Genomic DNA, 25605 nt, shown 5'->3' with positions numbered 1-25605 from the left:
TCAAGGTTAACGGCGGGTGACGGCAGGTGCACGGCGAGCGCGTCAGGCCACCGGAGCGCTGCGCCGTCGCCAGATGACAGACTGGGGGCATGCAGCACAACCTGCTCGGCCCCGAGCCGACGTACCTGCCCGAGGACCATCCGGACATGGCCGCCCGCGCCGCACTCGATGAGGGTGCCGCACTGCGGGAGGTGGCCGGTCGCTATCCGGCGGCGAGTTACGCCTGGGGGCTGCTCGCCCGGGAAAGCCTTGCCGCCGGGGATCCGGTGGCGGCCTACGCGTTCGCCCGCACCGGATACCACCGCGGGCTGGACGCTCTGCGCCGGGCCGGATGGCGTGGTGCGGGACCAGTGCCGGCCGGGCATGTGCCGAACCAGGGCTTCCTGATCGCGCTCATGGCGCTCGGCGATGCCGCGGAGGCCATCGGCGAGGTCGATGAGGCGCAGCGGTGCCGGACCTTGGCCGACGATTCCGATCCGGCTGCCCGTTCGCTCTGAGCGCTGGTCCTGACCGTCGGCCCAGTAGGCTGCTACGGGATCCGGCGCGGGTCCCTTCGACGGAAAGGTCATTCAATGCCAGCGGTGGTGGTCCTGGGCGCCCAATGGGGCGACGAGGGTAAGGGCAAGGCGACGGACCAGCTCGGCTCCCGGGTTGACTACGTGGTGAAGTTCAACGGCGGGAACAACGCCGGGCACACCGTGGTGGTCGGAGATGAAAAGTACGCCCTCCACCTGCTTCCCTCGGGCATCCTGTCCGCAGGGTGCACGCCAGTGATCGGCAACGGCGTGGTCGTCGATCTGGAGGTCCTCTTCGAAGAACTGGACGGTCTGACCGCCCGGGGCGTGGACGTCTCGAAGTTGCTCATCTCCTCCAGCGCGCACGTGATCCCCAGCTACAACCGCACCCTGGACAAGGTCACCGAGCGTTTCCTTGGCAAACGTCAGATCGGCACCACTGGCCGCGGTATCGGCCCCACCTATGCGGACAAGATGAGCCGGGTGGGCATCCGGATCTCGGATCTGTTCGACGAGCGCATCCTGCGCGAGAAGGTCGAGGGTGCGCTGGAGCAGAAGAACCAGATCCTGGTGAAGATCTACAATCGGCGCGCGTCCGACGTCGATGCCGTCACCGAGGAACTGCTCGCCTACGCCGATCGGGTGCGGCCGATGGTCGCGGACACCTCACTGGTGCTGAACCAGGCGCTGGATGCCGGCAAGAACGTGGTTTACGAGGCAGGCCAGGCCACCATGCTGGACGTGGACCACGGCACCTACCCATTCGTGACCTCCTCCTCTGCCACCGCGGGCGGCGCAGCGACCGGATCGGGTATCGGGCCCACCCGGATCGACCGCGTGGTCGGCGTGATCAAGGCCTACACCACTCGCGTGGGAGAGGGGCCCTTTCCCACCGAGTTGCTCGACGACGACGGTGAGACGCTTCGCAAGACCGGCGGCGAATTCGGGGTGACGACCGGGCGCCCCCGCCGCTGCGGGTGGTATGACGCCGTGATCGCCCGCTACGCCGGGCGGATCAATGGTCTCACCGACCTGGTGCTCACCAAGCTCGACGTGCTCACCGGGTGGGAGAAGGTGCCGGTCTGTGTGGCCTATGACGTGGATGGTGTGCGCCACGACGAGATGCCCGTGGACCAGACCGCATTCCATCACGCGACGCCGATCTACGAAGAACTCGACGGGTGGTGGGAGGACATCTCCCAGTGCCGCACCTTCGAGGAACTGCCAACCAATGCGCAGCGCTACGTGCTCGCTCTCGAGGAGATGTCCGGCACCCGGATCTCCTCCATCGGCGTGGGCCCGGACCGCGAAGCAACGATCGTGCGCCACGACCTCCTGGACTGATCTCTTACCGGCTTCTTTGCGCGACGGCGATGTTCACGTCAAGCGTTTGCCTGGACCTTCTCAAGAAATTCGCTACGGTGGAGTGTTTGGCAGGAGAGGTTCCGTCCTCTCCTGTGTGCATACGGAACCGATGAGAGGGAGACGATGACAGCCGAGGCGAAGCAGAAAGAGGGGCCACCGCCGGAGGTGACCAAGCGAACCGGTCCTTGGTACACCTCGGTCCAACCGTGGGTCTTCTGGCCGGCATTGGTGGTCATCGCCGCGTTCGTGATTGCGGCGGTTGCAGGCGGAGAAGCCTTCGGTGCGGCCATCGGCAACGTCAGTTCGGGCATCGTCACCGGGTTCGGCTGGTACTACATCCTGCTGGTCACGGCGTTCGTGTTCTTCGCGATCTGGGTGGGCGTGAGCCACTACGGAGACATCGTGCTCGGGAACGAGGACGAGCCGGCTGAGTTCAAGATGGGGCCTTGGCTGGCGATGTTGTTCGCCGCCGGTATGGGCATCGGTCTGATGTTCTGGGGAGTGGCTGAACCGCTCCACCACTTCGCCGGTATCCCCAACCGGGCCACCGGTATCGCGGAGATGGACGCCACCGGAGCCGAGGAATCTCTGGTGACGACGTTCCTGCACTGGGGGCTGCACCCGTGGGCCATCTACGTGGTGGTCGGGTTGGCAATTGCGTACGCCGTGCACGTACGCAAGCGCCCGGTCTCGATCCGGTGGTCCCTGGAATCGCTGCTGGGTAAGCGCACCGACGGGTGGATCGGGCACGTCATCGACGTGATCGCGGTGGTCGGGACCGTCTTCGGTGTGGCGACCTCGCTCGGGCTCGGTGTCTCTCAGGTGGCCTCGGGCCTGAGCTTCCTGGAGATCATCGGTGAGCCCACCAACCTCCTCATGGTGGGTCTGATCGGGTTGATTACCCTGGCAGCACTGGTCTCGGTGGTCACCGGTGTGAAGAAGGGCATCAAATTCCTCTCCAACGGGAACATGGTGCTGGCCATCGGGCTGATGGTCTTCGTGCTCATCGCCGGGCCCACGATGTTCCTGTTGCGTGAGTACATCGAGGCCACCGGCCTGTACTTCCAGGAGTTCCTGAACAACGCGTTCCGCACCACCGCCTTCGCGGGCGAGGGCGGCGTCGAGTGGCAGGGCTGGTGGACCGCGTTCTACTGGGGCTGGTGGGTCTCCTGGGCGCCCTTCGTCGGCGTGTTCATCGCGCGCATCTCTCGTGGCCGTACCGTGCGTGAGTTCGTGGTGGGTGTGCTGGTGCTGCCGACGGCGTTCTCCTTCCTGTGGTTCACGGTCTTCGGTGGCACCGCACTGCACCGCCAGCTGTTCGGTGAAGGCGGCCTGGTCACCGAGGGTGGGCCCGATGACAGTGTCGGTCCGGAAGGCCTGACGGTCGACGGGACAGGGTCGCTGTTCACACTGCTCGACGGTCTCGTCGGCGAACCCGGTAGTGGGATTGGCAAGGTGCTCGTCGGACTGGCCGTCCTGCTCGTGATCGTCTTCTTCATCACCTCCTCCGACTCCGGTTCGTTGGTGGTGGACATGCTGGCCTCCGGCGGTGACCCTGACCCGCCGAAGTGGAGCCGCGTGCTCTGGGCCACCCTTGAGGGAGTTGTGGCCGCCGCCCTGCTGCTGGCCGGGGGGAGCGCGGTGCTGGGAGCGTTGCAGAGTGTGGCGATCTCGATCGCGTTGCCATTCAGCATCGTGATGATCTTCATGTGCGTGGCGCTGATCAAGCAGTTCCGGATGCACCGCAACCGGATGTTGCGAGCGCAGCGCCGGATCGCGCGGGACGAGCTCACCGATCATGTCTCCACGACGTTCATCGAGGACGGCCTGCTTGATCCGCCGGCCTCGGTCCGCAGGAGGCTCTTCTCCAGCAGGAAGAAGGCCAAGGACGGCGAGGCGACCAAGGCCTGATCGCCTCCACCGCCGCGTGGGCACCCGTGGCCCGAGCCTGATCCCTCGTGATCGGCCCGGGCCCGGGTGCCTTCGTCATCTCGTCCCGGATTCCAGGGGTGATGCTGTGCGCGCAGGTGGCAGCGGTTCTGCTGGGAGCTCTCTGCACCCGGGGGCAGGTAGGCTCGGGCACCGTGAAGATCCTGCTGATCGGCTCCGGTGCTCGTGAACATGCCCTCGCCCACAGTCTCGCCGCAGATCCTGCCACCACTTCGCTGGTGGTGGCTCCCGGCAACCCCGGCACGGGGAGGATCGCCAGGAACGTGGCGGTCGATGCCCTCTCACCGGACGCCGTCGCGGATCTCGCCCGCGAGGTGGCGGCCGATCTGGTGGTGATCGGCCCGGAAGCTCCCCTGGTGGCCGGGGTGGCCGACGCCGTCCGCGCCGCCGGAATAGCCGTGTTCGGGCCCAATGGCGATGCCGCCACCTTGGAGGGGTCCAAGGCCTTCGCCAAGGAGGTGATGGCTGCTGCGGCAGTGCCGACGGCGATGGCCCACGTGTGCCAGACGATGGACGAGGTGACCGATGCGCTGGACGCGTTCGGCCCACCGTACGTGGTCAAGGATGACGGCTTGGCCGCCGGCAAGGGTGTGGTGGTCACTGAGGATCGCACGGCGGCTCTCGATCACGCACGCGCGTGCGTGAGCCGCAGCCGGCGCTCCAGTGTGGTCATCGAGGAGTTTCTTGACGGCCCCGAGATCTCGCTGTTCTGCCTCTCCGATGGTCAGACGGTGGTGCCGCTCGCCCCGGCGCAGGATTTCAAGCGACTCGGTGACGGGGACACCGGCCCCAATACCGGAGGGATGGGCGCGTACTCGCCCCTGCCGTGGGCGCCCGAAGGGCTCGTGGACGAGGTGGTGGAGCGGGTGGCGCTGCCCACAGTGCGTGAACTCGCTCGCCGAGGGACCCCCTTCGTAGGGCTGTTGTACTGCGGCCTGGCCCTGACCTCACGCGGGCTGCGCGTGGTGGAGTTCAATGCCCGGTTCGGCGATCCGGAGACGCAGGTGGTGCTGGCCCGGCTTGAGTCTTCCCTGGCCACGGCCCTGCACGCCGCGGCCACCGGCAGCCTCGATCAGTTGCCGGACTTGCGCTGGAGCGCCGATGCTGCGGTGACCGTAGTGCTCGCTGCGCACGGCTACCCCGGACAGGTGCGCAACGGCGACCGGATCGACGGAGCCGAGGCAGCCGAGGCCCTGGACGGCGTGCACGTGCTGCACGCGGGGACTGCCACGAACGCCGAGGGCGCGTTGGTCGCCGCAGGTGGCCGGGTGCTGTCCGTGGTGGGCGTGGGCGCCGATATCGCCGACGCCCGCAATGCTGCGTATGCGGGTGTCGAGAAGATTCAACTCGACGGTGCACAGTTCCGGACCGATATCGCGGCGAACATCTGACTCCGCACAGCGCGCCGATCGAGCAGGGCGCGTCCAGATGGCGCGTCGGGACGAGTCAGCGCGGGAGCAACCGGGCGAACACTGCTGTGGTGCGCACCGGCTCGAATCCGAGCGAGGCGTACAGCGCGCCAGCGCCCTGCGGATTGGCCGAGTCCACCTCGAGTTCGACCAGATCGAACTCCCCGGAGTCAGCCGCCGCCACCAGGGAGGCGTTCAGCACTGCGCGGGCCAGGCCCCTGCCGCGGGCGGCCGTCCGGGTGCCTACCAGGCCGATATAGAGCTCGCGGTCCACCCACTGCTGCGCCGTCGTATAGGCGAGAACCTCCCCGTCCTCGGCCAGCGCCACCCGGGAGAAGGCGGTGCGGAACGAGCGGCCCTCACGCATCTGCCGCCAGTGCTCGGGCGTCACGGGACCGCTGCCCCAGTGGCTGGCGAAGGCGTCATTGTGGGCCAGGCGGGTGGCTTCAGCGAGGTCAGGGGTGAAGGGCACCACCCGCGAATCCAGCGCCGGCAAGTCAGCCCCTGGCAGTGGGCGCTCCATCGCGGTGAAATATCGCACCGGTTCATACCCGCGCTCGGTGAGCAGCGGGCGGACCGGGTCGCTTTCCACCCCTCCGGAGGCGCGTAGCTGGATCGGGGCGCCGGGGTGGCGTTCTTGAGCGAGGGCCTCCCCACGCGGTTCCATCCGGTCGAACATCTCACTGGCGATGCCCTGCCCTCGGTAGTCCGGATGCACGCCACCGCCGATGGACACCCGCGCGTACCCCTCGGCGTGTGTCAGCGAGGTGGGCACCCGCAGTTGTGCATACGCCACGAGCATCTCGCCGGCCCACACCGCGAGCGAGTCGCTGGCAGGGGAGAAGCCGTGCTCGGTGAGTTCCTCGGCGAGATCCTCGGCGTCGTAGAACTCCTCCGTCCCGTCCACCCGGGCGAGTAGGTTCGTCAGCTCGGCCCACGCCGTCACGGACTCGGGATCGAGGGTGCTCCAGCGCAGCGCCATGGGTGTGCCTTCCGGTGAGGTGAGTGGTTGCCGTCCACCATGGCCGACGGCGGCCGGTCACCTCAAGGGAGTTTTCTTGCGGCCCGCTACCAGCCGCTCATGCCGCTGCGCCCGTTTCGCGCGTTTGGCTTCGTTATCGGTCACCAGGAACGCGTTGATCCAGCGCGCGGAAGGATGTGCGTCCACGAGGGTGGACTTCGCTGCCAGGGTGAGTGGCACCGCGAGGATCGCCCCGAGTGGGCCGACCACCACCGTCCAGAATGCCAGGGAGAGGAAGGAGACCGTGGGACTGAGCCCCACGGCGTCCCCGGTGACCTTCGGCTGGATGATCGTCTGGATGGTGAAGTTCAGCACCGTGTAGGCCACGACCACCCAGAGCATGTCGGTCAGCCCGCCCTCGAGCAGCGCGATCAGGGCCGGCGGGATCAACCCGATCACGAAGCCGACGTTCGGGATGTAGTTCGTCACGAACGCGAGCACGCCCCACACGAATGCCAGCGGTACGCCGATGATGAGCAGGGCGATCACGTCCAGGACGGCCACGACGAGGCCGAACACCGTGCACACCACCCAGTACTTGCGTACGCCGGCGAAGAACGCCAGCAACGAGTTCGCCAGCTCTGGGCGACTGTCGGCGAGCAGACGCCACCGCGCATGCACCGAGGTGGAGTCGATCGCCAGGAAGAACATCACCACGAGGATGATCAGCGCCTGGCCTCCGGCCGCGGTGGTGCCCTCCACCACGGCACCCAGCAGTTCGGCCACGCGATTCAGGTCGATCGAGCCGGCGTATTGGGCGAGGGCTGCATCGTCCACGCCGAACTGTTCGAGCCAGCGCAACGTATCCAGGTAGATCAGCTGCAGGTCGGCGGTGTAGCGGGGCAGTTCCATCGCTGCCTGGGTGAGCGAGGTGACCGTGATGATCACCAACGCCGTCAACAGCACGTACAGGCCGAGCAGCACCAGCACGGCCGCCAGCATCTTCGGAACCCGCGCCCGCACCAGCATGCGCTGCAGCGGGCGCGCGGAAACCACCAGCGTGAGGGCGAAGAACGCCGGTGCCACGATCGAGGCGGCGAAGTGCAGGCCGACGGCCGCCACGGTCAGGCCGGCGAGCACCACGGCGGCGCTTCCCAACGATGGCCGGCTCAGCGGCGTCGCAGTCTCAGTCACCTACCAGTCCGTTCTGCGTCAGCGAATCGACACCCTTATTGGCGAGCTGATCGGCACGTTCATTGCCCGGGTCACCCGAGTGGCCCTTCACCCAGACCCACTGCACCGAGTGCCGGGCCACCTGCTCGTCCAACGCGCGCCACAGGTCCTCGTTCTTCACCGGCTTCTTTGCCGCCGTCTTCCACCCGTTCCGCTTCCAACCAGGCAGCCAGGACTTCATCCCGTTCATCACGTAAGAGGAGTCCACGTGCAGGGTGATGTCGCAGGAGGTGTTCAGCGTGCGCAGCCCCTCGATCACCGCGGTGAGCTCCATCCGGTTGTTCGTGGTGTTCGGGTCACCGCCGAAGAGCTCGCGTTCATGCGTCCCTGAGCGCATCCATGCGCCCCAGCCGCCGGGCCCGGGATTGCCCTTGCATGCGCCATCGGTCCACATCTGCACGATGGGACGCTGGCGGGAGACGGCGGGATCGCCGTCAGGGAGGTCGGCGGACATCAGGCGCGGGCGAGCAGGGCCTGTAGCGCCGACTGGAAGAACGTCAGGCCGTCCGTGCCGGGTCCGAAGCCTTCCTCGACGGCGTGCTCCGGGTGCGGCATCAGGCCGACCACGTTTCCGCGGGCGTTCGTGATCCCAGCAATATCGCGGCGGGAACCGTTCGGGTTCCCGACGTACCGGAACACCACCCGGCCCTCACCCTCGAGCTCATCGAGGGTGCTCTCATCGGCGATGAACTGCCCGTCCTGGTTCTTCAGCGGGATGAGGATCTCCTGACCCGCACTGAACTGGTTCGACCACGCCGTCTCGGCGTTCTCCACGCGGAGCACCTGGTCCTTGCAGACGAAGGTGAGCTGGGTGTTCTTGATCATCGCACCCGCGAGCAGGTGCGCCTCGCACAGGATCTGGAAGCCGTTGCAGATCCCGAGCACCGGCATTCCCGCATTCGCGGCATCCACCACAGTGCCCATGATCGGGGCAAAGGCGGAGAGGGCGCCGGCACGTAGGTAGTCGCCGTAGGAGAATCCGCCCGGGAGCACCACGGCATCCACGCCGGCAAGGGAGTCGTCGGCGTGCCACAGGCGCACCGGCTCGCCACCGGCGAGGCGGACGGCTCGTGCGGCATCCCGGTCGTCCAGGCTGCCGGGAAACGTGACCACGCCGATGCGTGCCATCAGGCCTCCTGCGCCCAGTGCACGGAGACGACGTCCTCGATCACGGGGTTGGACAGCACCTCCGTGGCGGCCTTGCGGGCTGCCTCGAGGGTGGCCTCGTTCGGCTCACCGTCCACCTCGAGTTCGAACCGGCGCCCCTGCCGTACTCCCGTGAAGCCGGTGAAACCGAGCCGGGGAAGTGCACCGGCCACGGCCTTGCCCTGCGGGTCGAGGATCTCCGGCTTCGGCATGACCTCGACGACGACACGTGCCATCAGTGCGCAACTCCTGGGTGGGTGGCAGGCGGATGCATCCGATCTTACCGGCCCCCGGTGACGTCGGTGTCCGGCGCGGGTGCCAGTGCGTGCTCCAGCGCGCCGACCAACGGGCGCGGTGCGCCCTCGGGCCCCAGGGCGCGCGTCAACTCGGCGGCATAGGCGATCTTGCGGCCGCTGCGGGTGCCAAGGAATCGGTGCAGCTGCGCGGCCACCGGACGATCGCGTTGTGCAGGTTGATGCCGGAACGTCTGGAACGCGCCGAGATCACCGTTGCGCTCGAGTACCTCAAGCACCCCGTCCACGCTGAGGGCCCGGATGAGTTCGTCCTCCAGGTCCTGTGAACACACGAAGAACCCCCGTGCCTCCATGGCAGCCCGGTCCAGCGTGGCCACACCTTCCCAGGCTGCCACCGCCCGGCTGTAGAACCCCTCCTCGGCGGCATCGCACAGGCCGGCGATCGTCAGTTCGCGACGGCGTAGCCTCGCCTCTCGATGCAGGGTGGTGCGCCTCGCTGGTGGTGCGCCGGGAGGGTGAGCGGGAAGCTCGAGGTGAGGGACGCCGTCGCGGTGTGGCCCCGCCCGGAGGGCAGCGAGCGCCCGCCGGATATTCGTTGCACCCCCGATGGGGCGCACCTGGACCTCAGCGGCGCGCAGGTCGATGCCGCGGCCGGCGGCGAGGGCGAGCAGTGCGGCCTGGTCGCTGCGCCCCTCCACCAGCACCACGGCCCGCACGACGGCGTCCTCAGGCCTGGAAGGTCCGGCCAGTGAGCCGCTCGTAGGCGTCTACGTACCGAGCCCGGGTGCGTGCCACCACATCGTCCGGCAGCGCAGGTGGCGGCGTGTCCGATGCCCGGTCCCAACCGGACGCGGAGGAGGTGAGCCAGTCCCGCACGTATTGCTTGTCGAAGCTGGGCTGAGCGTGACCGGGCTCCCACTGGTCGGCCGGCCAGTACCGGGAGGAATCGGGAGTCAGCACCTCGTCGCCGAGAATCAGTACCCCGTCGGGCGTGGTGCCGAACTCCAGCTTGGTGTCGGCGAGGATGACGCCGCGCTCCGCGGCAAGCCGTTCCGCGAACGAGTACACCGTGAGGGTGATCTCACGGAGGCGAGTGGCGGTCTCGAGGCCGATCTCGCCGGCAACGTGCTCGAATGTGACGTTCTCGTCGTGCTCGCCCAGCTCGGCCTTGGTGGCCGGAGTGAAGATCGGTTCGGGCAGGCGTGAACCGTCCACCAGCCCAGCGGGAAGCGCGACTCCGCAGACAGCCCCACCGGCGCGATATTCGGCCAGGCCGGAGCCGGTGAGGTATCCGCGTGCCACACACTCCACGGGATACATCGTCAGGCGGCGGCAGAGCATCGCGCGCCCGGCCACCTCGCTCGGCACGTCCAGGGAGACCACATGGTTGTCGACGATCGGGGCCAGCTGCTCGAACCACCACATACTCAGTGCCGTCAGCACGGCACCCTTGTCCGGGATGGGGGTGGGGAGCACGTGGTCGTAGGCGCTGATCCGATCACTGGCCACCACGAGGATCAGGTCGCCATCGCCCTCGATGGGCTCGTACAGATCACGGACCTTGCCCGAGTAGGTGTGCCGCCACCCGGGCAGGGTCGCTGGTACGCGGGTGCTCGTATCGTTCACGTCTGCAGTCTTCCATGACCGAACCCTCGTCTGCCGCCGAACCAGGCGTCGCTCAGTGGTGGCAGATATCCGGGGCGGAAGGGCGAACCGCTGCTCGATCGTTCTGCGTGGACGGACCCGGCATAATCGGCACCGATGGATGATCCCGCCGCGCAACGGCTCATCGACCGCATCGTCGCCACGCTCTTCGAGGCTGCCGACGACGGCACCACCGATGTGCACCTGGAGTGGTCCCAGGCAGGGACGCAGCACTCCGGGCGGGCCTTTGCCGTTCTCGACGGACACTCGCACTGGATCGAGGTGCCCACGGCGCTTGCCCCTGATCTGCGCGAGTTGAGGTCGCTGACAGCGGACCGCCAGACCGGTGCGTGGCTTTCCGTGACGATCGCCGCTCACCGTGGCGAAGCCGCCCGCGTCACGCCCAACTACGACCGCCGGCCGTACTGGAACTCGACCGGCGTCTCGATGCTGGACGTGCCGTCTGCGCCGTCAATGCCGCCGATCCCGGATCAGCGGCGCTGGCTCGCCGACCTCCAGCGCTACCCGCGCGAGCGGGCCCACCTGCCGGATTGGCTCACCCCCGGAGAGGTCGAGGGGGAGGCGGTGGCGCAACTGCGCGCGGGCCTGGACGGGCTCGGAATGCCGCGCGGCGGCGTCGTGCTTCCCGGTGAATCGTCCGGTGGTGCGGATCAGCCCGAACCACTCGAGGGCGTGGTCGAGGTGGTCCGCTATGGCGCTCGCCACTATGGAGTCCAGGTCGCGGACTATGGCCAGCACGTGCTGCTCGGGGAGTACTTCACGGAGCGCGCCGCCTGCGATGCCGTGTGGCACTACGTCAGCCCGCCGCTGCCGGCCCCGCTCCATGTGGCGCATGCGGAGCTTGCCACCCGGGTCCAGGCCGCCCAGCAGGGGCTGACCGAACTGGGCCAACGGGTGGCGGCGGCAGGGCCGGGCGGCATCATCACCAACCTGGCGACCGGTGTTCCCTACGACCGGATCGGCACAATCGACGGCCTGTACTTCTTCGTCTGGGGGACCCCGTGGGAGCAGCGGTCCCTCCCGGTCTCCGCTCGTGGACCCGGCGCAGAACAGCAGGTGTTCGTGGCCGCCCGCGAAGTGGAGGTGCAGGCGGAGATCGCCCCCGCGTGGTTCGGCCAGCCCGGAGGCGGTCTGCGCTTCCACGTGGAGGCCCCGGCCCGTGGCGTCCGGGATCTGGTGCGTGCGGGGGTCTTGCAGCGTGTGGTCGCCTGACCACCGGCGTGCGCCGGGATCACTCGTTGGTGGAGGACAACGAGGCGTGATGAGAATGGTTCTGATTACTGCTACCGTGGGGCCCTCTGCTCGAATGGAAAGGAGTGGGTTGCCACCGCGGCTGCCCTACTACGCATGACTGTGACCACTCGTCCACGCGCCCGTTACCTGGCGCTCCTCGGCGTCCTTCCCCTTGCGCTCGCGGCCTGCTCCGGCGGGTCCGAGAGTGGCAACTCCGAACCGACGGAAGAAACGACCGCCGAAGAGACCGCTGCCGCACCCACTGAGGAAGCGTCGGTCTCGCCTCGCATCGTGATCACCTATGACGGCGGTCTGCAGGTGCTCGACGCCACCACACTCGAGCGCATCTCCGACATTCCGCTGGACGGGTTCAACCGTCTCAACGCCGCCGGTGACGGCCGCCACGTGCTGGTCTCCACCACTGGCGGGTTCCAGGTACTCGATGCCGGTACCTGGGCCGAGCCGCACGGTGACCACGGCCACTACTACACCGCCGACCCCGTGCTCACCGATGTGGTGTTCGCCGCCGAGATGCCGGGTCACGCAGTGGCGCATGAGGGGCGCATCGCGCTCTTCGACGACGGCACCGGCCACATCGTGGTGCAGGACTCCGACACCGTGGGCGAGGGAGTGGCCGACGATGCGCGCGAGCTGACCCTGCCCGAGGCGCACCACGGCGTGGCCGTGGAACTCATGGACGGCTCGCTGCTGGTGACCGACGGCAACGAAGACGAACGCTCCGGGGTACGCGTTCTCGACGCGGACGGAGAGGAGATCGCTGCCACGGACGACTGCCCCGGTGTGCACGGGGAAGCCACCGCTGCCGATGAGGCTGTGGTGATCGGCTGCGAGGATGGCGTGGTCATCTATGCCGACGGCGAGCTCACCAAGGTCGACAGCCCGGACGAGTACGGCCGGATCGGCAACCAGGCTGGTAGCGAGGCCTCCCCGATCGTTCTCGGTGACTACAAAGTGGACCCGGACGCGGAACTCGAGCGTCCCACCCGGGTCTCCCTGATCGACACGCGCACCGGTGAGCTCGAACTCGTGGACCTGCCCTCCTCCTACACGTTCCGCTCCATCGCCCGCGGTGACGACGGTGAGGCGCTGGTGCTCGGCACCGATGGCTCGCTCCACGTGATCGACCCGGAGTCCGGTGAACTGGTCCGTTCCATCGAGATCATGGACGAATGGGAAGAGTCCGTGGTGTGGCAGGATCCTCGCCCGGCGATCCGCGTTCTCGACGGCACCGCCTACGTGACCGATCCGGCCACCAACGAGATCCACGCAGTCGATATCGAGACCGGTGAGGTCTGGAACACGGCCTCCCTCGAGGTCACCCCGAACGAGATCGCCATCGCCTCCGGTGACCTGCCGCACGAGCACGCCGAAGGCGAGCACGAGGAGGGCCACGCGGACGAGGAGGACGAGCACGCCCACGAGGAGGACGAGCACGCCCACGAGGATGGCGAGTCCGGCGAGGGTCATGAAGGCCACGACCACGACGAGCACGGACACGAGGACGAGTGACGGCACTGAACCACCACTCACGGCGACGGTCGGTCCGCAACATACGGGCCGCCGTCGCCGGCCTGGCTATGGCGAGCCTGGCGGGAACTCTCGCCGCCTGCGATCCGGAAGGATCTGAGGGCGGCGGCGCTGACGGCGTGAGCGTGCTCGCCGCCTTTTACCCGCTGCAGTTCGTCTCCGAGCGCGTGGCGGGCGAAGAGGCCACGGTGACCAGCCTCACGCCCCCCGGCGCCGATCCGCACAGTCTCGAGCTGGCGCCGGTGCAGGTGGCCGACATGGCCGAGGCTGACCTGGTGATCTACAGTTCCGGGCTGCAGCCCGCCGTGGATGACGCGGTGGCCAGTCAGCCGCCGCCGCGGTTGGTGGATGCCTGGGATGCCGCAGGGATCGAGGCCGACCTGCTCGCCGAGGACCCGCACTTCTGGCTGGACCCCACCCTCCTGGGCCCGGTGGCTGGGGCAGTGGCGGACGAACTGGCGGCCGCAGATCCGGACAACGCCGAGGCCTACCACGACCGTGCCGACGAGTTGAGCGCTGAGTTGGATGAGCTCGACCAGCAGTACACCGACCGGCTGGCGGGATGCTCCGGCGCGATGCTGATCACTGCGCACGAGGCGTTCGGCTACCTCGCGGACCGGTACGACCTGCGCCAGGAGGGCATCGCGGGGATCGACCCGGAGGTCGAGGCCTCCCCCGCGCGCATGCGTGAAGTGGCCGACCTGGTGGAGGAGTACGGCGTGCAGACGCTGTTCTTCGAGACCATCACGGCCCCGGATGTGACCGAGGCGCTCGCCGCGGAGGCCGGGGTGAGTACCGCGGTGCTGGATCCGTTGGAAAGCCCGCCTACCGAGGGCGACTACTTCGCCACCATGGAGGCCAACCTCGAGGCGCTCGAGAACGGGCTGGTGTGCGGCTGAGGTCAGGAGCCCCAGCGACCGACCCTGCAACGCTACTGCCCGCAACCCGGCAGTAGCGTTGCGCTGTCGTTCCCGTACGTCACGCTCCGGCGGGAAACCGCGTGGTGACATCGAGGCGGTATCGTCCCGCTTCGACCGTGGGCGGAAAGATCCCGCCCAGCCGCCTCGGCTATCCCGGAGTGTTCATGACCAGCCCACCTATGCCACTGGACGAGACCACGCTGAATGCGTGGCTCGCGATCGCCGTCGAGGAAGCCCGCACCGGACTCGCCGAGGGCGGGGTGCCGATCGGTGCCGCGCTCATCTCCGCAGACGGCGAGGTACTCGGCCGCGGCCACAACCGGCGCGTCCAGGATGGTGACCCGTCCTCGCACGGGGAGACCGATGCGTTCCGCAACGCCGGACGGCAGCACACCTACCGCGGCACCACGATGGTCACCACGCTCTCGCCCTGCTGGTATTGCACCGGCCTGATCCGCCAGTTCGGGATCTCCCGGGTGGTGGTGGGTGAGTCGACCACCTTCACCGGCGGGCACCGCGACCTCGAGGCGCTCGGCGTCGAGGTGATCGTGCTCGAAGACGCCGAATGCATCGCGATGATGCGTGCGTTCATCGCTGACCACCCCGAGATCTGGAACGAGGACATCGGCGATGAGTGAATCCACGCCGAAGGTGACCGACGCGACCGAGGCGAGCACCGCCGTCGGGGTGGACCCCGACTACCCCGTACAGCCCGTCCCACCCGGCGCACGCAAATCCCTGTTCTCGCTCTCCGTGGTGCTGCTCGGATTCACCTTCTTCACCCCGACGATGCTCGCCGGGGCGCAGGTGGGCGCTGCATTCGAGTTCTGGCCGTTGATGGGTGTGCTGTTGCTCGGATCCGTGGTGCTCGGCGTGTACGTGGCCGTGATCGGCGGGATCGGTGCCTCCACCGGGCTGACCACGGTGATGATGTGCCGGTATGCGTTCGGCCGCCGTGGCTCGATCCTGACCTCGCTGCTGCTCGGCGGCACCCAGGTGGGCTGGTACGGCGTGACCGTGGCCACCCTCGCCCAACTGATCGCTCAGGCGGCCGGGTGGGAGTCCGATCTCGTGGTCCGGCTGTTGATGGTCGCCGGGGGGCTGGCGATGGGGGCGACGGCGTACTTCGGCTACCGCGGGATGTATGCGCTCTCCGTGGTGTCCGTGCCGTTGCTGCTGGTGCTCGCCGCGTGGGTGACGATCCGATCGTTCGCCGAGACCGACGGTCTGGACGGCATGCTGGCCCAGCGCCCGACGGCGTCCATGGGGGTGGCCGCGGCCGTCACCATCATCGTGGGGACCTTCGTCTCCGGTGGGACCCAGGCGCCGAACTGGACCCGGTTCGCACGCACCCCGCGGCAGGGTTTCGGTGCTTCTGCGGTGGCCTTCCTGATCGGGAACATGCTGATGCTGTTCTTCGGTGCGATCGGCGCCATCGCGTTCGGACAGGCCGACTTCGTGCTGGTGCTCTTCGACCTCGGGCTGGTGGTGTGGGGAGTGGTGTTCCTGATCGGCAACCTGTGGACCACGAACGACAACACCGCCTACAACTTCGGCGTGGCGGGTGCGGAGATCGCGAACTCGCCCTCGAAGAAGCCGTTCGTGATCGGCGGTGTCATCCTCGGGACGCTGCTGGCCGTGACCGGCATCTACGACTCGTTGCCCGCATTCCTGGGCTGGCTCGGGATCCTCATCCCGCCGGTCGGCGGCGTGCTGATCGGGGAATGGTGGAGTCGCTGGCGTGGTGGTGTGCCGGAGGCGGCAACGCGGGTCGGCGCGGTGCGCTGGGAGAACGTGGCGGCCTACACCCTCGGGTCCCTCGTGGCATGGGTGACTGGTGAGCTGTCGTGGGGGATCCCCCCGGTGAACGGCATCGTGGTGGCGCTGCTGGCGGCGGTGGTGGCTGGGCGGTTGGTGCCGGATCGTTCGAGGGCCTGAGCAGACGAGCGCCACGGGGACGCTCGCACAGGGCGCACCGCCTGAGGATCTGAGCCTGTTCGGGATTGTCTGGGATCGCTGACTCCGGCGCGGAGATGGCGCAGGCTGACGACGGCGTGGGGCTGACCTACGCCTGTCCGTCGTCTTTCCTAGTCGTATCGGGGATTCCATGAACTCCATCCGCACCCGCCTCGCGCGGGCCGGTGTCGCCATCCTGGCCACGGCCGGGCTGGTTGCTACCGCCTCCGCCGGTGTCGCGGCGTCCACCGTGCCCGTCGGGCACTATGCCGGCACCTCAGATGCCTACACCGGCGCCACCGTCGACTTCGACGTCGACGGAAACGGCAACATGTCGGGTTTCGCAAGTGAGAGTTACATCCAGTGCGGGCTCTTCCCGACGCCCATGACGTGGGCCGGAATGCCGAGCAGCGCGGTGACCGCTGGGGTGCCTTTCGCGTTCGAGTGGGACCTCGGCGAAGGCGGCGAGCGCGTGCACTACGAGCTCAGCGGCGTGGTGAATGCGGACGGTAGCGCGAGTGGGCAGGGTGTCGCCTCGATGCCCGAGATCAGCTGCTCGGGGTACACCTTCAACTGGACGGCGCAGGCCGACGCCCCGGTGTATGACCCCGAGGTGGTGGTATCGCCGGATTCGGTGATGGAGTCGGATCTGGCGGATTCGGGTGTGAGCGTGTCGGGTTCGGGGTTTGCTCCGGGTTCGTCGGTGGAGTTCTCGGTTGGTGGTGACGTGGTGGAGTCTGCGGCTGCTGATGGTTCTGGTGATGTGGTGTTCGCTTATTCGGCGGTGTTGGCGCCGGGTGAGTATGCGGTGGTGCTCAGTGCTGCTGAGGGCAGTGCTTCGGCGACGTTGACGGTGACTGAGGATCCGGTGGTGTATGAGCCGGAGGTGGTGGTTTCGCCTGCGGAGTTGACGGAGTCGGCGGTTGCTGGTTCGGGTGTGACGGTTGAGGGTTCGGGGTTTGCTCCGGGTTCGTCGGTGGAGTTCTCGGTTGGTGGTGACGTGGTGGAGTCTGCGGCTGCTGATGGTTCTGGTGATGTGGTGTTTGCCTATTCGGCGGTGTTGGCGCCGGGTGAGTATGCGGTGGTGCTCAGTGCTGCTGAGGGCAGTGCTTCGGCGACGTTGACGGTGACTGAGGATCCGGTGGTGTATGAGCCGGAGGTGGTGGTTTCGCCTGCGGAGTTGACGGAGTCGGCGGTTGCTGGTTCGGGTGTGACGGTTGAGGGTTCGGGGTTTGCTCCGGGTTCGTCGGTGGAGTTCTCGGTTGGTGGTGACGTGGTGGAGTCCGCGGCTGCTGATGGTTCTGGTGATGTGGTGTTTGCCTATTCGGCGGTGTTGGCGCCGGGTGAGTATGCGGTGGTGCTGACTGCTGCTGAGGGCAGTGCTTCGGCGACGCTGGTTGTCACGGAGGATCCGGACCCGAATGCCCAGATCCCGGCTGAGCCTCCTACCGAGAACGAGCTGACGTCCGACGCGGAGGACGGTATTTCCGTGCCTCCGACTGCCGACCAGGCATCGACGGTCTCTGTTTCCATCGGGTCCGACCTCGCCGGAGAACGTGTCGGTGTCTGGATCTTCTCCGATCCGGTCTACCTGGGCACCCAGACCGTCGGTGACGACGGCACCACCACTGTCACCCTCCCCGCGGACATGGTCGGTGTACACCGGATCGCCGCCTACGCCGAGGACGAGAGCCTCATCGGCTGGGACGATATCGAGATCCTCGCAGCAGGAGGCGGTGACCCCGACGGTGACTCCGATGGTTCGGACGCCGATTCTGACGGCGGGGCTGATGGCTCGGACGCTGATTCTGACGGCGGGGCTGATGGGTCGGACGCTGACGGCGGGGCTGACGGTGCCGACTCTGGGTCGGATTCAGGTGCGGGATCGGGCAGCGGATCCGACGGCGACTCAGACGACCAGGACGCCAGCGCAAGCAGCGACGGCGCGGACAACGGATCCGATGGCGAGGACCGGGAGGCGACCCTGCCGGAGGCCGGTGCTGCCCCGGTCGGTGCCGCACTCGCGGCGATCGCAGCGCTCATCTTCGGCGCCGTACTCCTTCTGACTCGCCGCCTCGCCGCCTGATTCTCGCCAGCACTGGCCCCCGCACACGAGAAGGTGCGGGGGCCGTGTGCTGCGGTCAGTGAGTCTCGGGCGAACGCACGTCGGCGAGCCAGGCTCGGATCTCTTCGAGTTCCGGCCCGCCGAACGGCTCGAGGAGGGAGGCAGCGCGACTCCAGTGCTCCGCGGCCTCGGCAGCGTTCCCCTCGGCACGCTCAATGAGGGCGAGGTGGGAGTGGGCGAACGCACTTTGATAGTCGTCGTCCACGTCTGCCAACGTGTCGAGGGCTTGCTCAGCGAGAGTGCGTGCGTGCGCCAGGTCGCCCATGTGTCGGTGCACCGCGCTCAGTTCGTAGAGCACGGTGGCTTCGTTGCTGGGGTGTCCGAGATCGTGCGCGGCCGCTAGAGCACGATCCCCATGGGCGAGTGCCTCCTCGTGTTTACCGCGAAGATCGAGAATGCGCACCATGGTGAGTTGGGCTGCAAGCGTGGCCTGAGCATGCCCCAGTTCCTCAGCGAGCTCGGCCGCCTCACGGGCGGTATCCCAAGCGGCGTCGTGATCCTCGAGCGCCACGTAGACATCGGCGAGGTTGGACAGGGTGAGTGCACGTATCCACGGATCTGGATCGCCGTTCGTGAGGAGGTCGAGGTTGGTCCTCACGGATTCATCGAACTGTCCGTTCATTCGGTACGTGTAGGCCAGATTCACGAAGGCCGCAGCCGTCCTGCGTTGATCCCCGAGGCAGCGGTGCCGATCGATCGACTCTTGATAGAGCCGCACCGCTCGTTCGAGTTGCCCTCGTTCACCTGCGATGCCGGCGAGATGGTTGGCGACGCTGCCGTGAAAACCAGGGTCGGTGGCAGCGTCGTGCGCCTGCGGGATCGCCAGGAGGTGCGCCTCGGCGGTGTCGAGTTCGCCCACCAGGCCCAGGTAGCCGCCGAGATCGAGACGAGCCAGGGCCTCGCCGGTGGTGTCGCCTGCGGACAAGGCGGCGTGGAGTGCCGTCTCGGTGAGCATCACGGCATGCCGGTAGCGACTCGCCCGGGCAAGCCACCAGGCGCACCCCTCGGACAGGGCCATCACCGTGGCGTAGCGCCCTTCGCCGAGTGCGTGCTGCGCCGCCACAACGACGTCCTCAATATGGTTCTCGAACCACTCTCGCGCCTCGTCTGGCGGCAGTGTCGGTACAGATTCGGTGAACCGTTCGAACCGGCCGGATCCACCGCTCTCTGCGGCCAGCGAACGGGATGCCGCCCAGGCGCTGAGCATCAGGTGATCTTCCAGCCGCACGTGGCTGGCGGTGCGCGCACTCGCGCGATCTTCTTCCCATCCGCGCTCGGTGGCGTAGGTGCGCACGAGCGGGTGCAGCCGGTAGCGATCGCCGCCAGCGTCGTTCAGCAGATGGTGCCGGAGCAGCGTCTCGAGGTCGGTCTGCGCGTCCGAGGTGTCGGCGAGTGCCGCGGCTGCGGTCGAATCCGGTTCGGCAAGTGGGGCACCTGCTAGCGCGCGAAGCATCCGCTGGGCACTGGCGGGCAGACTCGTGTAGGACAGGTCGATCGTCTCGTGCACGGCATCGTCGAGACGTAACGCCTGCTGACGGCGTCGCACTGGTCCAAGGTGTTCGGCCAGTGGCCAGTCTGGCCGGGCGAGAACGCGAGAGGCAGTGAGTTCGACCGCCAGTGGCAGATGTCCGGCCGCATCGGCCAGCGCGTACGCTGCGTCCTGCTCTGCATCGATGGTGGAGGTGCCGATCGTGGCGCGGAGAAGCTCCAACGATTCCATGGGCTCGAGGACACCGAGGCCAACGTGCCGGGCGCGTGTCTGTGGATCCGGTGCCGTTCGGCTGGTCACCAGAACGACGGCGTTCCGGAGGCCGGGCAGGAGGGCGCCGAGCTGCTCTGAGCCGACTGCGTCATCGAGCACGACGACGAATCTCGCCTTCGCGCAGTGCCTCGCCAGCAGCTCCACGCGGGCGGTGAGGTCCCGAGGGATCGCGTGGTGTGCCACCCCCATCGATCTCAGGAGGGCGTCGAGGCTCGCGACGGGATCGGCCGGCGGCGCGCCCGCGGCGAAGGCCCGCAGCTCGACTGCGCGGAACTGCGCGACGACCCCCGCGTCGAGGAGCCGCTGTGCGACCTCGCTCGCGAAGCGCGACTTGCCTGCACCAGGCATACCCGAGATCCAGATGGGCGTCGTTGGGAGGTTGCCCGGCGAGCGGCCCGGCATCTCGGAGAGTGCGGTTGCCATCTCTTCGGTGCGTCCCACGAAGGCGGTGCGCTGCATAGGCAATCTGTTGCGTACGGTGACCATCGTGGCGGCTTCGGCTCGGCTGAGCGCGAGTCGGCAGCGCTGCGCCCATTGATCGGCTTCGGTGCTATCGGCTCCGAGCGCACGCACGATGTCGACCACAAGGTCAATGTCGATGCGCCGACGATCCGTACGGAAACAGTCGTACACGGTCCCCCGGGCGGGCCGCTGTTCTGCTGGAGCAACTCCGCGTTCGGCGCGCACGGTGGCGATCCGACGGGCGATCTCAGCGAACGAGGGCTGACCGGCCTCGATCCGGAGGGTGCGGAGCCCGTTCGCCACATCGGCCAGACTCCACTCGGTGCGGGCCCGTCCGGAGGCGCGGAAGGACTCGGGCCCCACCCCTGCACCGCCGTCAGTCACTTTTCCTCAGACCCGCTCCTCAGACCGGGCCCATGCGCACGGCCCCCAATTCGAAGGATTTGCTTGATGGGGGAGATCTTACGTCGAGGGCCCACTCACCGTCGCTTGAAGGGCTGGCCTATCCCTGCCGGGCCTTGAGGCGCGGGTTCTTCTTGTTGATCACGTAGGTCTTGCCGCGGCGGCGGACCACGATCGATCCGGGTTGGTTCTTCAGCGAGCGCAGTGAGGCGCGAACCTTCATGGCGATCTCCTTCTCATGTGCACGGTGGATTACCAGCTGGACTTCGTGATTCCGGGTAGTTCGCCACGCAGGGCCATCTCGCGCAGTCGCACCCGGGAAAGTCCGAACTTGCGCAGGTGCCCGCGGGGGCGCCCGTCGGCCACATCACGGTTGCGCACGCGGGTGGGGCTCGCATCCCGGGGGAGCTTGTGCAGCGCACGCATCGCCGCCTCGCGCTCATCGGCGCTGCGGTGGGGGTCCACCGAGGCCTTCTTCAGCTCGGCCCGGATCTGTGCATACCGGGCCACCGTGTCCTGTCGTTGCAGGTTCTTGGCAATCTTCGATGCCTTGGCCATCAGCGGGTCTCCTTGAACTCGACGTGACGGCGCACGCGCGGGTCGTACTTCATCAGCACCAGGCGGTCGGGTGAGTTCCGCCGGTTCTTCTCGGTGATGTAGCGGTAGCCCGTCCCCGCCGTGGACTGGATCACGACCTTGGGGCGGACGTCATTGCTCTTCTTGGCCATCAGAACTTCTCTCCTCGTGCCTGGATTCTGGTGATCGCGGCCTCGATGCCGATCGTGTCGATCGTCTTGATTGCGCGAGCGCTGAGCCGCAGCCGCACGCGTCGCCGCAGCGAAGGGACCCAGTAGGTGCGCTTCTGGATGTTCGGATTGAACCTGCGCGAGGTACGCCGGTGGGAGTGGGAGATGGTGTTGCCGAACATCGGTTCGGCGCCGGTGAGTTGGCAGTGAGCAGACATGTAAGCATAATAGGAATCATTCTCACTAATGTCACATCGAGAGGATCGTATGTCTGCCGCACCCTCCGCCGGCCGCTCGGCCGAGAATGGGAACCGCCCGGTTGCCGTGCTCGCCACCATCAACCCGATCGACCGGGAGGTGGCGCTCCTCGGTGTGCTCACCGATCGGCCCGACGTCGTCGCCGTGGTGCACGACATCGTCCTCAAGGAGCACGGTGCACGTCTGCGCCGCCGGGTCCTGCACGGTACGAAGACGCTCGAGGATGAATGGGTCGAACTCGAGCATGTGTGCCCCTCCTGTGCCGTGCGCGAGGACGCCGGGCCCACCGTCGCACGCCTGCTGGAGGACCCGCGCTGGGTAGGTGCTGTGCTCGCCCTGCCGCCGGGTGCGGAACTGTTGCCTGCGACGGCGGGCCTTGCGGCTGCGCTTCACGAGCTCAGCGCTGCGGGGGTGCTCGCCGCGGCGGTGGCGTATGCGACGGCCGATCTGTTGCCGGAGGCATTGCTCGGTGATGCGGACGCGACCGCAGGGGAGATCCCCATCGCACCGGGGGATGACCGCGCCCTTGCGGAGATCGTGCTCGGTCAGCTGCCGCCGGCTGATCTGGTGGTCCTCGACGGCGGAGCGTCCGGTCGTGCCCGGGACCTCGCCGATGCGGTGCGTCGTCCGGGGTCGCAGCTCATCGACGATGCGCACTCGGACTGGCTCAGCCGAGCATTCTCGCTCAGGCACTCCGTGGCCCACGCCGAGGCGCACCTCCATGCGAGCAGCGCGAGTCCCGGCGTCGGCGCCGAGCGGGTGTGCCCGGATGAGTACGGGTGGTGTGCCACGGACTCCGACGTCTGGGCGCTCGACCTGCACACTCCCGCTGCGCTCCACCCGGAGCGGCTTCTGGAGGAGATCGACACGGTGGCAAACGGCCCGCGCGTGGTCTGGGGCAGGTTCTGGGTCCCGAATCGGCCCGACTCGGTGTGTGGGGTCTATGGCGGAGGACGTCAGGTGTCGGTGGGAGTGGCCGATCACCGGGGCGGGCCGGATCCGAGCACCCGCTGGCTCGTGGTGGGTGCCGGGCCAGGCAGGGAGGATGTGGTGGCAGCCTTTGAACGTGCCGTGCTCACCGCCGCGGAACAGGAAGCCGGACTGCTGCCGTGGTTAGGTCGAGAAGACCCGCTGGAGCCGTACCTGGGTGCCCGTTCGACGACGCACCTGATGTGACGCACTGAAGTGGACGCACTCGGCCCGCCGCGAGTGCGGGCGTTCTCGCGTAAATCTCAGGGAATGAGCGAGAAGGGCCGCACTCGCGGGTGGCTAGGGGAGGGGGGTGACGGAGCCGGAGAAGTGGCGCTTCTGCGCCTTCTGGTTCCAGCCGAGGTAGCGGACCATCTCGCCCTCCGGGCGCAGCGCGAGCGCGACCTTCGAGGGCAACAGCACCGGTTTGGCGAACGAAACGTCCCAGACGAACGCCTCCGCCGGGGACACTCGACTCGCCCCGACGGCCGCGAGCGCCCGGGCCGCCGTGTACATCCCATGCGCGATCGCCCGCGGGAACCCGAACGCCTTCGCCGTCAACGCACTGAGGTGGATGGGATTGCGATCTCCGGAGACCTGCGCGTAGCGGCGGCCGGTGTCCTTCGCCAGATTCCAGACGGCGGCCGGCGGGCCGGGATCCGAGCCCCACGGGTCCGCGGGGTTCTCTGTGCCCCCAGTGCCGCCTGTGTCCCCAGTGCCTGGTGTGTCCGTTGTCTCCATCAGCGCCAGGCCGGGCAGCCGGCGCCCCTTCGCCAGGTAGGTGGATCGACCGCGCCATGCAGGGTCCACGTCATCGGCTCTGGTGGCCTCCACCACGAGATCCACCTGGGTGCCGGACTTGTGCGCTCGCAGCCGCTCGGCCCAGGCGCGCACGGTGAGCGACTCGCCCACCCGGATGGGCTCGCGCTGCTCCACCCGGTTCGCGATGTGCACCATCCCGAGCAGCGGTAACGGGAAGTCGTCCCGCGCCATCACGGCCATGGCCACACCGAACGCGCTCACATGCACGAACCCGGCCGGCAGCACATCGGTGCCCGGCTCACCCATGAGGTGTTGATACGCGGTGAGGCGCTCCACGTCGGGGTGGACGTTATCCACCCGGTAGGCAAGGTCTGGCACGGTGGTCGCACCCGCTCCCGGTGCACGCACCATCAGTCGGGCCGATTTGGCCAGTGCATTGGCGTACAACCCGCCCAGCGCGGGAACTTCCGGGAGGGTCTTCTCCTGCTGTGGCGCGCTCACAGTGCCCTCCGATCTGATCCTTGCGGTGCCTCGCTTCGCCGGTCCTCATGCCGGCCCTCGTCCCTCGCGCCGCCTACGCGGGGGATCTTTGTGCTCCTCACTGGCCCACCAGGTTCTGACCGCACACGCGCAGCACCTCTCCGTTGATCCCGCCCGCCTGTGGGGAGAGCAGGAAGGCGATCGCCTCGGCCACATCCACGGGCTGCCCGCCCTGCTGCAGGGAGTTCGCCCGCCGCGCGATCTGGCGCGGCACGGGCGGGATCTTCGCGGTCATCTCGGTCTCGATGAACCCCGGTGCCACGGCGTTCGCGGTTCCGCCTTGTTCGGCGATCCGAGGCGCGAGGGCCCGGGTCATCCCGATCACGGCGGCCTTGCTGTAGCCGTAGTTCGTCTGGCCGCGGTTGCCCGCGATCCCCGAGGTGGAGGCCAACGAGACCAGCCGCAGGCCCTCGGGCGCCAGTTCCTCGGCACTGAGCAACGCGTCATTGATCCGCAGTTGAGCGGCGATGTTCACCGCCATCACCGCATCCCACTTCTCGGCGGTCATGTTGGCGAGCAGTTTGTCCCGCAGGATGCCGGCGTTGTGCACGACGGCGTCCAGTCGCCCATGCCGGGATCGCGCCAGATCGATCACCCGCTGCGCAGCATCGGCACCGGTGATGTCCAGTTGCAGGGCGGTGCCGTGCACCTCGTTCATCACCTGGGCGAGTTGCTCGCCGGCGGCCGGGACGTCCACGCCGATCACCTGGGCGCCGTCGCGATGCAGGGTGCGGGCGATCGACGCGCCGATCCCACGTGCCGCGCCCGTGACCACGGCCACCCGCCCCGCCAGGGGGCGGGTCCAGTCACCGGGAGCTTCGCCGTCGGGCGTGGTGACGTTCACGAACTGACCGGAGACGAATGCCGACCGTGCCGAAAGCAGGAACCTCAATGCCCCGGTGGCGCTGGGGGAGTCGGGTGTGACGCCCTCGGAAAGGACGATCCCGTTCCCGGTGGCACCGGCCCGCAGCTCTTTCGCGAGCGAACGGCCGAACCCGTCCACCCCGTGCCGGGCGGCGGCCACAGCAGGATCGGCGGCTTCGGCGGCCGGCCGCGAGATCGTGATCACGCGGGCGCTTGGAGCGAGGGAGCGCAGCGCCGCCCCCACCTCGAGCACGCGCTCACTGACCTGTTCCGGATGCGTGATGTCGGTCAGTGTCACCACGATGGCGCCGATCGTGCGGTTCGGCAGTGTGCGGTGCACGTCCAGGTCCCAGCTGAGCAGCGTGTTCGCCACGGAGTCTGCAGCAGTGTCCGCACGGCCCGATCCGAGCACCAGCACCGGGCCCGGGATCAGCGGCTGGTCCACCGCACCCGGGTCGGTGCGGCGTAGTTCCGCGGGCCGAGGCAGGCCGAGCTTCTTCGCCATCTCCTTGGTGAGGCCGGAGTTGACCAGGTTCAGGTAGGTATCAGTCATCGAGTTC

Annotated in this window: 25 protein-coding genes; 11 read left to right on the top strand and 14 right to left on the bottom strand. The window is 68.0% G+C overall.

Annotation, left to right across the window (positions count from 1 at the left end):
- Window positions 1-89: 89 nt before the first annotated feature.
- The 4 genes from LQF10_RS16700 (at window position 90) to purD (ending at window position 5221) form a co-directional block, all read left to right on the top strand.
- Entirely contained in the window at window positions 90-497 is a 408-nt protein-coding gene (locus LQF10_RS16700) for a DUF3151 domain-containing protein (RefSeq protein ID WP_231064937.1), read from the top strand.
- Between the two features lie 75 nt (window positions 498-572).
- Window positions 573-1859 carry an adenylosuccinate synthase gene (locus LQF10_RS16695; RefSeq protein WP_231064936.1) on the top strand — a complete coding sequence of 429 codons (1287 nt, stop codon included), beginning with the start codon at window positions 573-575 and terminating at the stop codon, window positions 1857-1859.
- Between the two features lie 144 nt (window positions 1860-2003).
- Entirely contained in the window at window positions 2004-3791 is a 1788-nt protein-coding gene (locus LQF10_RS16690) for a BCCT family transporter (RefSeq protein ID WP_231064935.1), read from the top strand.
- Window positions 3792-3964: 173 nt separating this feature from the next.
- Window positions 3965-5221, top strand: a complete 1257-nt coding sequence (gene purD / locus LQF10_RS16685) for a phosphoribosylamine--glycine ligase (RefSeq protein WP_231064934.1) — start codon at window positions 3965-3967, stop codon at window positions 5219-5221.
- 55 nt (window positions 5222-5276) lie between these two features.
- On the opposite strand, the gene LQF10_RS16680 is transcribed toward purD, so the two are convergent.
- From LQF10_RS16680 to LQF10_RS16650, 7 genes are read right to left on the bottom strand one after another with little or no spacing between them, the layout of a single operon-like run.
- Window positions 5277-6221, bottom strand: coding sequence for a GNAT family N-acetyltransferase (locus tag LQF10_RS16680; RefSeq protein ID WP_231064933.1), 945 nt, complete (start codon window positions 6219-6221; stop codon window positions 5277-5279).
- A 57-nt stretch (window positions 6222-6278) separates the two neighbouring features.
- Window positions 6279-7394, bottom strand: coding sequence for an AI-2E family transporter (locus LQF10_RS16675; RefSeq protein WP_231064932.1), 1116 nt, complete (start codon window positions 7392-7394; stop codon window positions 6279-6281).
- Entirely contained in the window at window positions 7387-7887 is a 501-nt protein-coding gene (gene rnhA, locus LQF10_RS16670; protein WP_231064931.1) for a ribonuclease HI, read from the bottom strand. Before rnhA ends, LQF10_RS16675 begins: the two co-directional genes overlap by 8 nt.
- Window positions 7887-8561: a phosphoribosylformylglycinamidine synthase subunit PurQ gene (purQ, locus tag LQF10_RS16665; protein WP_231064930.1), complete on the bottom strand. Its 675-nt coding sequence runs from the start codon at window positions 8559-8561 to the stop codon at window positions 7887-7889. Before purQ ends, rnhA begins: the two co-directional genes overlap by 1 nt.
- Window positions 8561-8815, bottom strand: coding sequence for a phosphoribosylformylglycinamidine synthase subunit PurS (gene purS, locus LQF10_RS16660; RefSeq protein WP_231064929.1), 255 nt, complete (start codon window positions 8813-8815; stop codon window positions 8561-8563). The genes purQ and purS overlap by 1 nt, the downstream gene beginning before the upstream one ends.
- 44 nt (window positions 8816-8859) lie before the next feature.
- Entirely contained in the window at window positions 8860-9549 is a 690-nt protein-coding gene (locus LQF10_RS16655) for a TOPRIM nucleotidyl transferase/hydrolase domain-containing protein (protein ID WP_231064928.1), read from the bottom strand.
- A gap of 10 nt (window positions 9550-9559) precedes the next feature.
- Window positions 9560-10459, bottom strand: coding sequence for a phosphoribosylaminoimidazolesuccinocarboxamide synthase (locus LQF10_RS16650; protein WP_231064927.1), 900 nt, complete (start codon window positions 10457-10459; stop codon window positions 9560-9562).
- 135 nt (window positions 10460-10594) lie between these two features.
- Here LQF10_RS16650 and LQF10_RS16645 point away from each other — a divergent pair, with 135 nt between their 5' ends.
- The 6 genes from LQF10_RS16645 to LQF10_RS16620 all read left to right on the top strand — a co-directional run bounded on the left by LQF10_RS16645 (window position 10595) and on the right by LQF10_RS16620 (window position 18241).
- Window positions 10595-11710, top strand: coding sequence for a TNT domain-containing protein (locus LQF10_RS16645; protein ID WP_231064926.1), 1116 nt, complete (start codon window positions 10595-10597; stop codon window positions 11708-11710).
- A gap of 135 nt (window positions 11711-11845) precedes the next feature.
- Complete coding sequence (gene aztD, locus LQF10_RS16640) at window positions 11846-13261, top strand: zinc metallochaperone AztD (RefSeq protein WP_231064925.1); 1416 nt, start codon at window positions 11846-11848, stop codon at window positions 13259-13261.
- Window positions 13258-14178: a metal ABC transporter substrate-binding protein gene (locus tag LQF10_RS16635; protein ID WP_231064924.1), complete on the top strand. Its 921-nt coding sequence runs from the start codon at window positions 13258-13260 to the stop codon at window positions 14176-14178. The genes aztD and LQF10_RS16635 overlap by 4 nt, the downstream gene beginning before the upstream one ends.
- 185 nt (window positions 14179-14363) lie before the next feature.
- Complete coding sequence (locus LQF10_RS16630; RefSeq protein WP_231064923.1) at window positions 14364-14837, top strand: nucleoside deaminase; 474 nt, start codon at window positions 14364-14366, stop codon at window positions 14835-14837.
- Entirely contained in the window at window positions 14830-16137 is a 1308-nt protein-coding gene (gene codB / locus LQF10_RS16625; RefSeq protein ID WP_231064922.1) for a cytosine permease, read from the top strand. The genes LQF10_RS16630 and codB overlap by 8 nt, the downstream gene beginning before the upstream one ends.
- 169 nt (window positions 16138-16306) lie before the next feature.
- The gene (locus LQF10_RS16620; RefSeq protein ID WP_231064921.1) at window positions 16307-18241 is read left to right on the top strand and encodes a hypothetical protein; all 1935 of its coding nucleotides are present in this window, start codon (window positions 16307-16309) and stop codon (window positions 18239-18241) included.
- A gap of 55 nt (window positions 18242-18296) precedes the next feature.
- Here the strand turns inward: LQF10_RS16620 and LQF10_RS16615 are convergent, their stop codons facing one another.
- From LQF10_RS16615 to rpmB, 5 genes are all read right to left on the bottom strand, one after another.
- Complete coding sequence (locus LQF10_RS16615) at window positions 18297-20888, bottom strand: tetratricopeptide repeat protein (RefSeq protein ID WP_231064920.1); 2592 nt, start codon at window positions 20886-20888, stop codon at window positions 18297-18299.
- A gap of 118 nt (window positions 20889-21006) precedes the next feature.
- On the bottom strand, window positions 21007-21129 hold the full coding sequence (ykgO, locus tag LQF10_RS16610) for a type B 50S ribosomal protein L36 (protein WP_089773214.1): 123 nt from the start codon (window positions 21127-21129) through the stop codon (window positions 21007-21009).
- 29 nt (window positions 21130-21158) lie between these two features.
- The gene (rpsN, locus tag LQF10_RS16605; RefSeq protein ID WP_231064919.1) at window positions 21159-21464 is read right to left on the bottom strand and encodes a 30S ribosomal protein S14; all 306 of its coding nucleotides are present in this window, start codon (window positions 21462-21464) and stop codon (window positions 21159-21161) included.
- Window positions 21464-21634: a 50S ribosomal protein L33 gene (gene rpmG / locus LQF10_RS16600; protein ID WP_231064918.1), complete on the bottom strand. Its 171-nt coding sequence runs from the start codon at window positions 21632-21634 to the stop codon at window positions 21464-21466. The genes rpsN and rpmG overlap by 1 nt, the downstream gene beginning before the upstream one ends.
- Window positions 21634-21870, bottom strand: a complete 237-nt coding sequence (gene rpmB, locus LQF10_RS16595) for a 50S ribosomal protein L28 (protein WP_231064917.1) — start codon at window positions 21868-21870, stop codon at window positions 21634-21636. Before rpmB ends, rpmG begins: the two co-directional genes overlap by 1 nt.
- A gap of 49 nt (window positions 21871-21919) precedes the next feature.
- Here rpmB and LQF10_RS16590 point away from each other — a divergent pair, with 49 nt between their 5' ends.
- Window positions 21920-23086 carry a CobW family GTP-binding protein gene (locus tag LQF10_RS16590; protein ID WP_231064916.1) on the top strand — a complete coding sequence of 389 codons (1167 nt, stop codon included), beginning with the start codon at window positions 21920-21922 and terminating at the stop codon, window positions 23084-23086.
- A 93-nt stretch (window positions 23087-23179) separates the two neighbouring features.
- Here the strand turns inward: LQF10_RS16590 and LQF10_RS16585 are convergent, their stop codons facing one another.
- Window positions 23180-24142 (bottom strand): MaoC/PaaZ C-terminal domain-containing protein, encoded by a 963-nt coding sequence (locus LQF10_RS16585; protein WP_231064915.1) that lies wholly within the window; start codon window positions 24140-24142, stop codon window positions 23180-23182.
- A 97-nt stretch (window positions 24143-24239) separates the two neighbouring features.
- On the bottom strand, window positions 24240-25598 hold the full coding sequence (locus tag LQF10_RS16580) for a 3-oxoacyl-ACP reductase (RefSeq protein ID WP_231064914.1): 1359 nt from the start codon (window positions 25596-25598) through the stop codon (window positions 24240-24242).
- Between the last annotated feature and the right edge of the window lie 7 nt (window positions 25599-25605).

This window comes from Ruania halotolerans, assembly GCF_021049285.1.
In the GTDB taxonomy this organism is placed as follows: Bacteria; Actinomycetota; Actinomycetes; order Actinomycetales; family Beutenbergiaceae; genus Ruania; species Ruania halotolerans.
This window is presented reverse-complemented; position numbering and strand designations above follow the sequence as displayed.

Bases quoted from the DNA above. Each gene is read 5' to 3' on its own strand.
- rnhA (WP_231064931.1), bottom strand. From the start codon at position 7,887: ATGTCCGCCGACCTCCCTGACGGCGATCCCGCCGTCTCCCGCCAGCGT.
- rpsN (WP_231064919.1), bottom strand. From the start codon at position 21,464: ATGGCCAAGGCATCGAAGATTGCCAAGAACCTGCAACGACAGGACACG.
- LQF10_RS16645 (WP_231064926.1), top strand. From the start codon at position 10,595: ATGGATGATCCCGCCGCGCAACGGCTCATCGACCGCATCGTCGCCACG.
- LQF10_RS16700 (WP_231064937.1), top strand. From the start codon at position 90: ATGCAGCACAACCTGCTCGGCCCCGAGCCGACGTACCTGCCCGAGGAC.
- rpmB (WP_231064917.1), bottom strand. From the start codon at position 21,870: ATGTCTGCTCACTGCCAACTCACCGGCGCCGAACCGATGTTCGGCAAC.
- LQF10_RS16580 (WP_231064914.1), bottom strand. From the start codon at position 25,598: ATGACTGATACCTACCTGAACCTGGTCAACTCCGGCCTCACCAAGGAG.
- LQF10_RS16590 (WP_231064916.1), top strand. From the start codon at position 21,920: ATGTCTGCCGCACCCTCCGCCGGCCGCTCGGCCGAGAATGGGAACCGC.
- ykgO (WP_089773214.1), bottom strand. From the start codon at position 21,129: ATGAAGGTTCGCGCCTCACTGCGCTCGCTGAAGAACCAACCCGGATCG.
- LQF10_RS16630 (WP_231064923.1), top strand. From the start codon at position 14,364: ATGACCAGCCCACCTATGCCACTGGACGAGACCACGCTGAATGCGTGG.
- codB (WP_231064922.1), top strand. From the start codon at position 14,830: ATGAGTGAATCCACGCCGAAGGTGACCGACGCGACCGAGGCGAGCACC.
- aztD (WP_231064925.1), top strand. From the start codon at position 11,846: ATGACTGTGACCACTCGTCCACGCGCCCGTTACCTGGCGCTCCTCGGC.
- LQF10_RS16695 (WP_231064936.1), top strand. From the start codon at position 573: ATGCCAGCGGTGGTGGTCCTGGGCGCCCAATGGGGCGACGAGGGTAAG.
- rpmG (WP_231064918.1), bottom strand. From the start codon at position 21,634: ATGGCCAAGAAGAGCAATGACGTCCGCCCCAAGGTCGTGATCCAGTCC.
- LQF10_RS16690 (WP_231064935.1), top strand. From the start codon at position 2,004: ATGACAGCCGAGGCGAAGCAGAAAGAGGGGCCACCGCCGGAGGTGACC.
- purS (WP_231064929.1), bottom strand. From the start codon at position 8,815: ATGGCACGTGTCGTCGTCGAGGTCATGCCGAAGCCGGAGATCCTCGAC.
- purQ (WP_231064930.1), bottom strand. From the start codon at position 8,561: ATGGCACGCATCGGCGTGGTCACGTTTCCCGGCAGCCTGGACGACCGG.
- LQF10_RS16620 (WP_231064921.1), top strand. From the start codon at position 16,307: ATGAACTCCATCCGCACCCGCCTCGCGCGGGCCGGTGTCGCCATCCTG.
- LQF10_RS16680 (WP_231064933.1), bottom strand. From the start codon at position 6,221: ATGGCGCTGCGCTGGAGCACCCTCGATCCCGAGTCCGTGACGGCGTGG.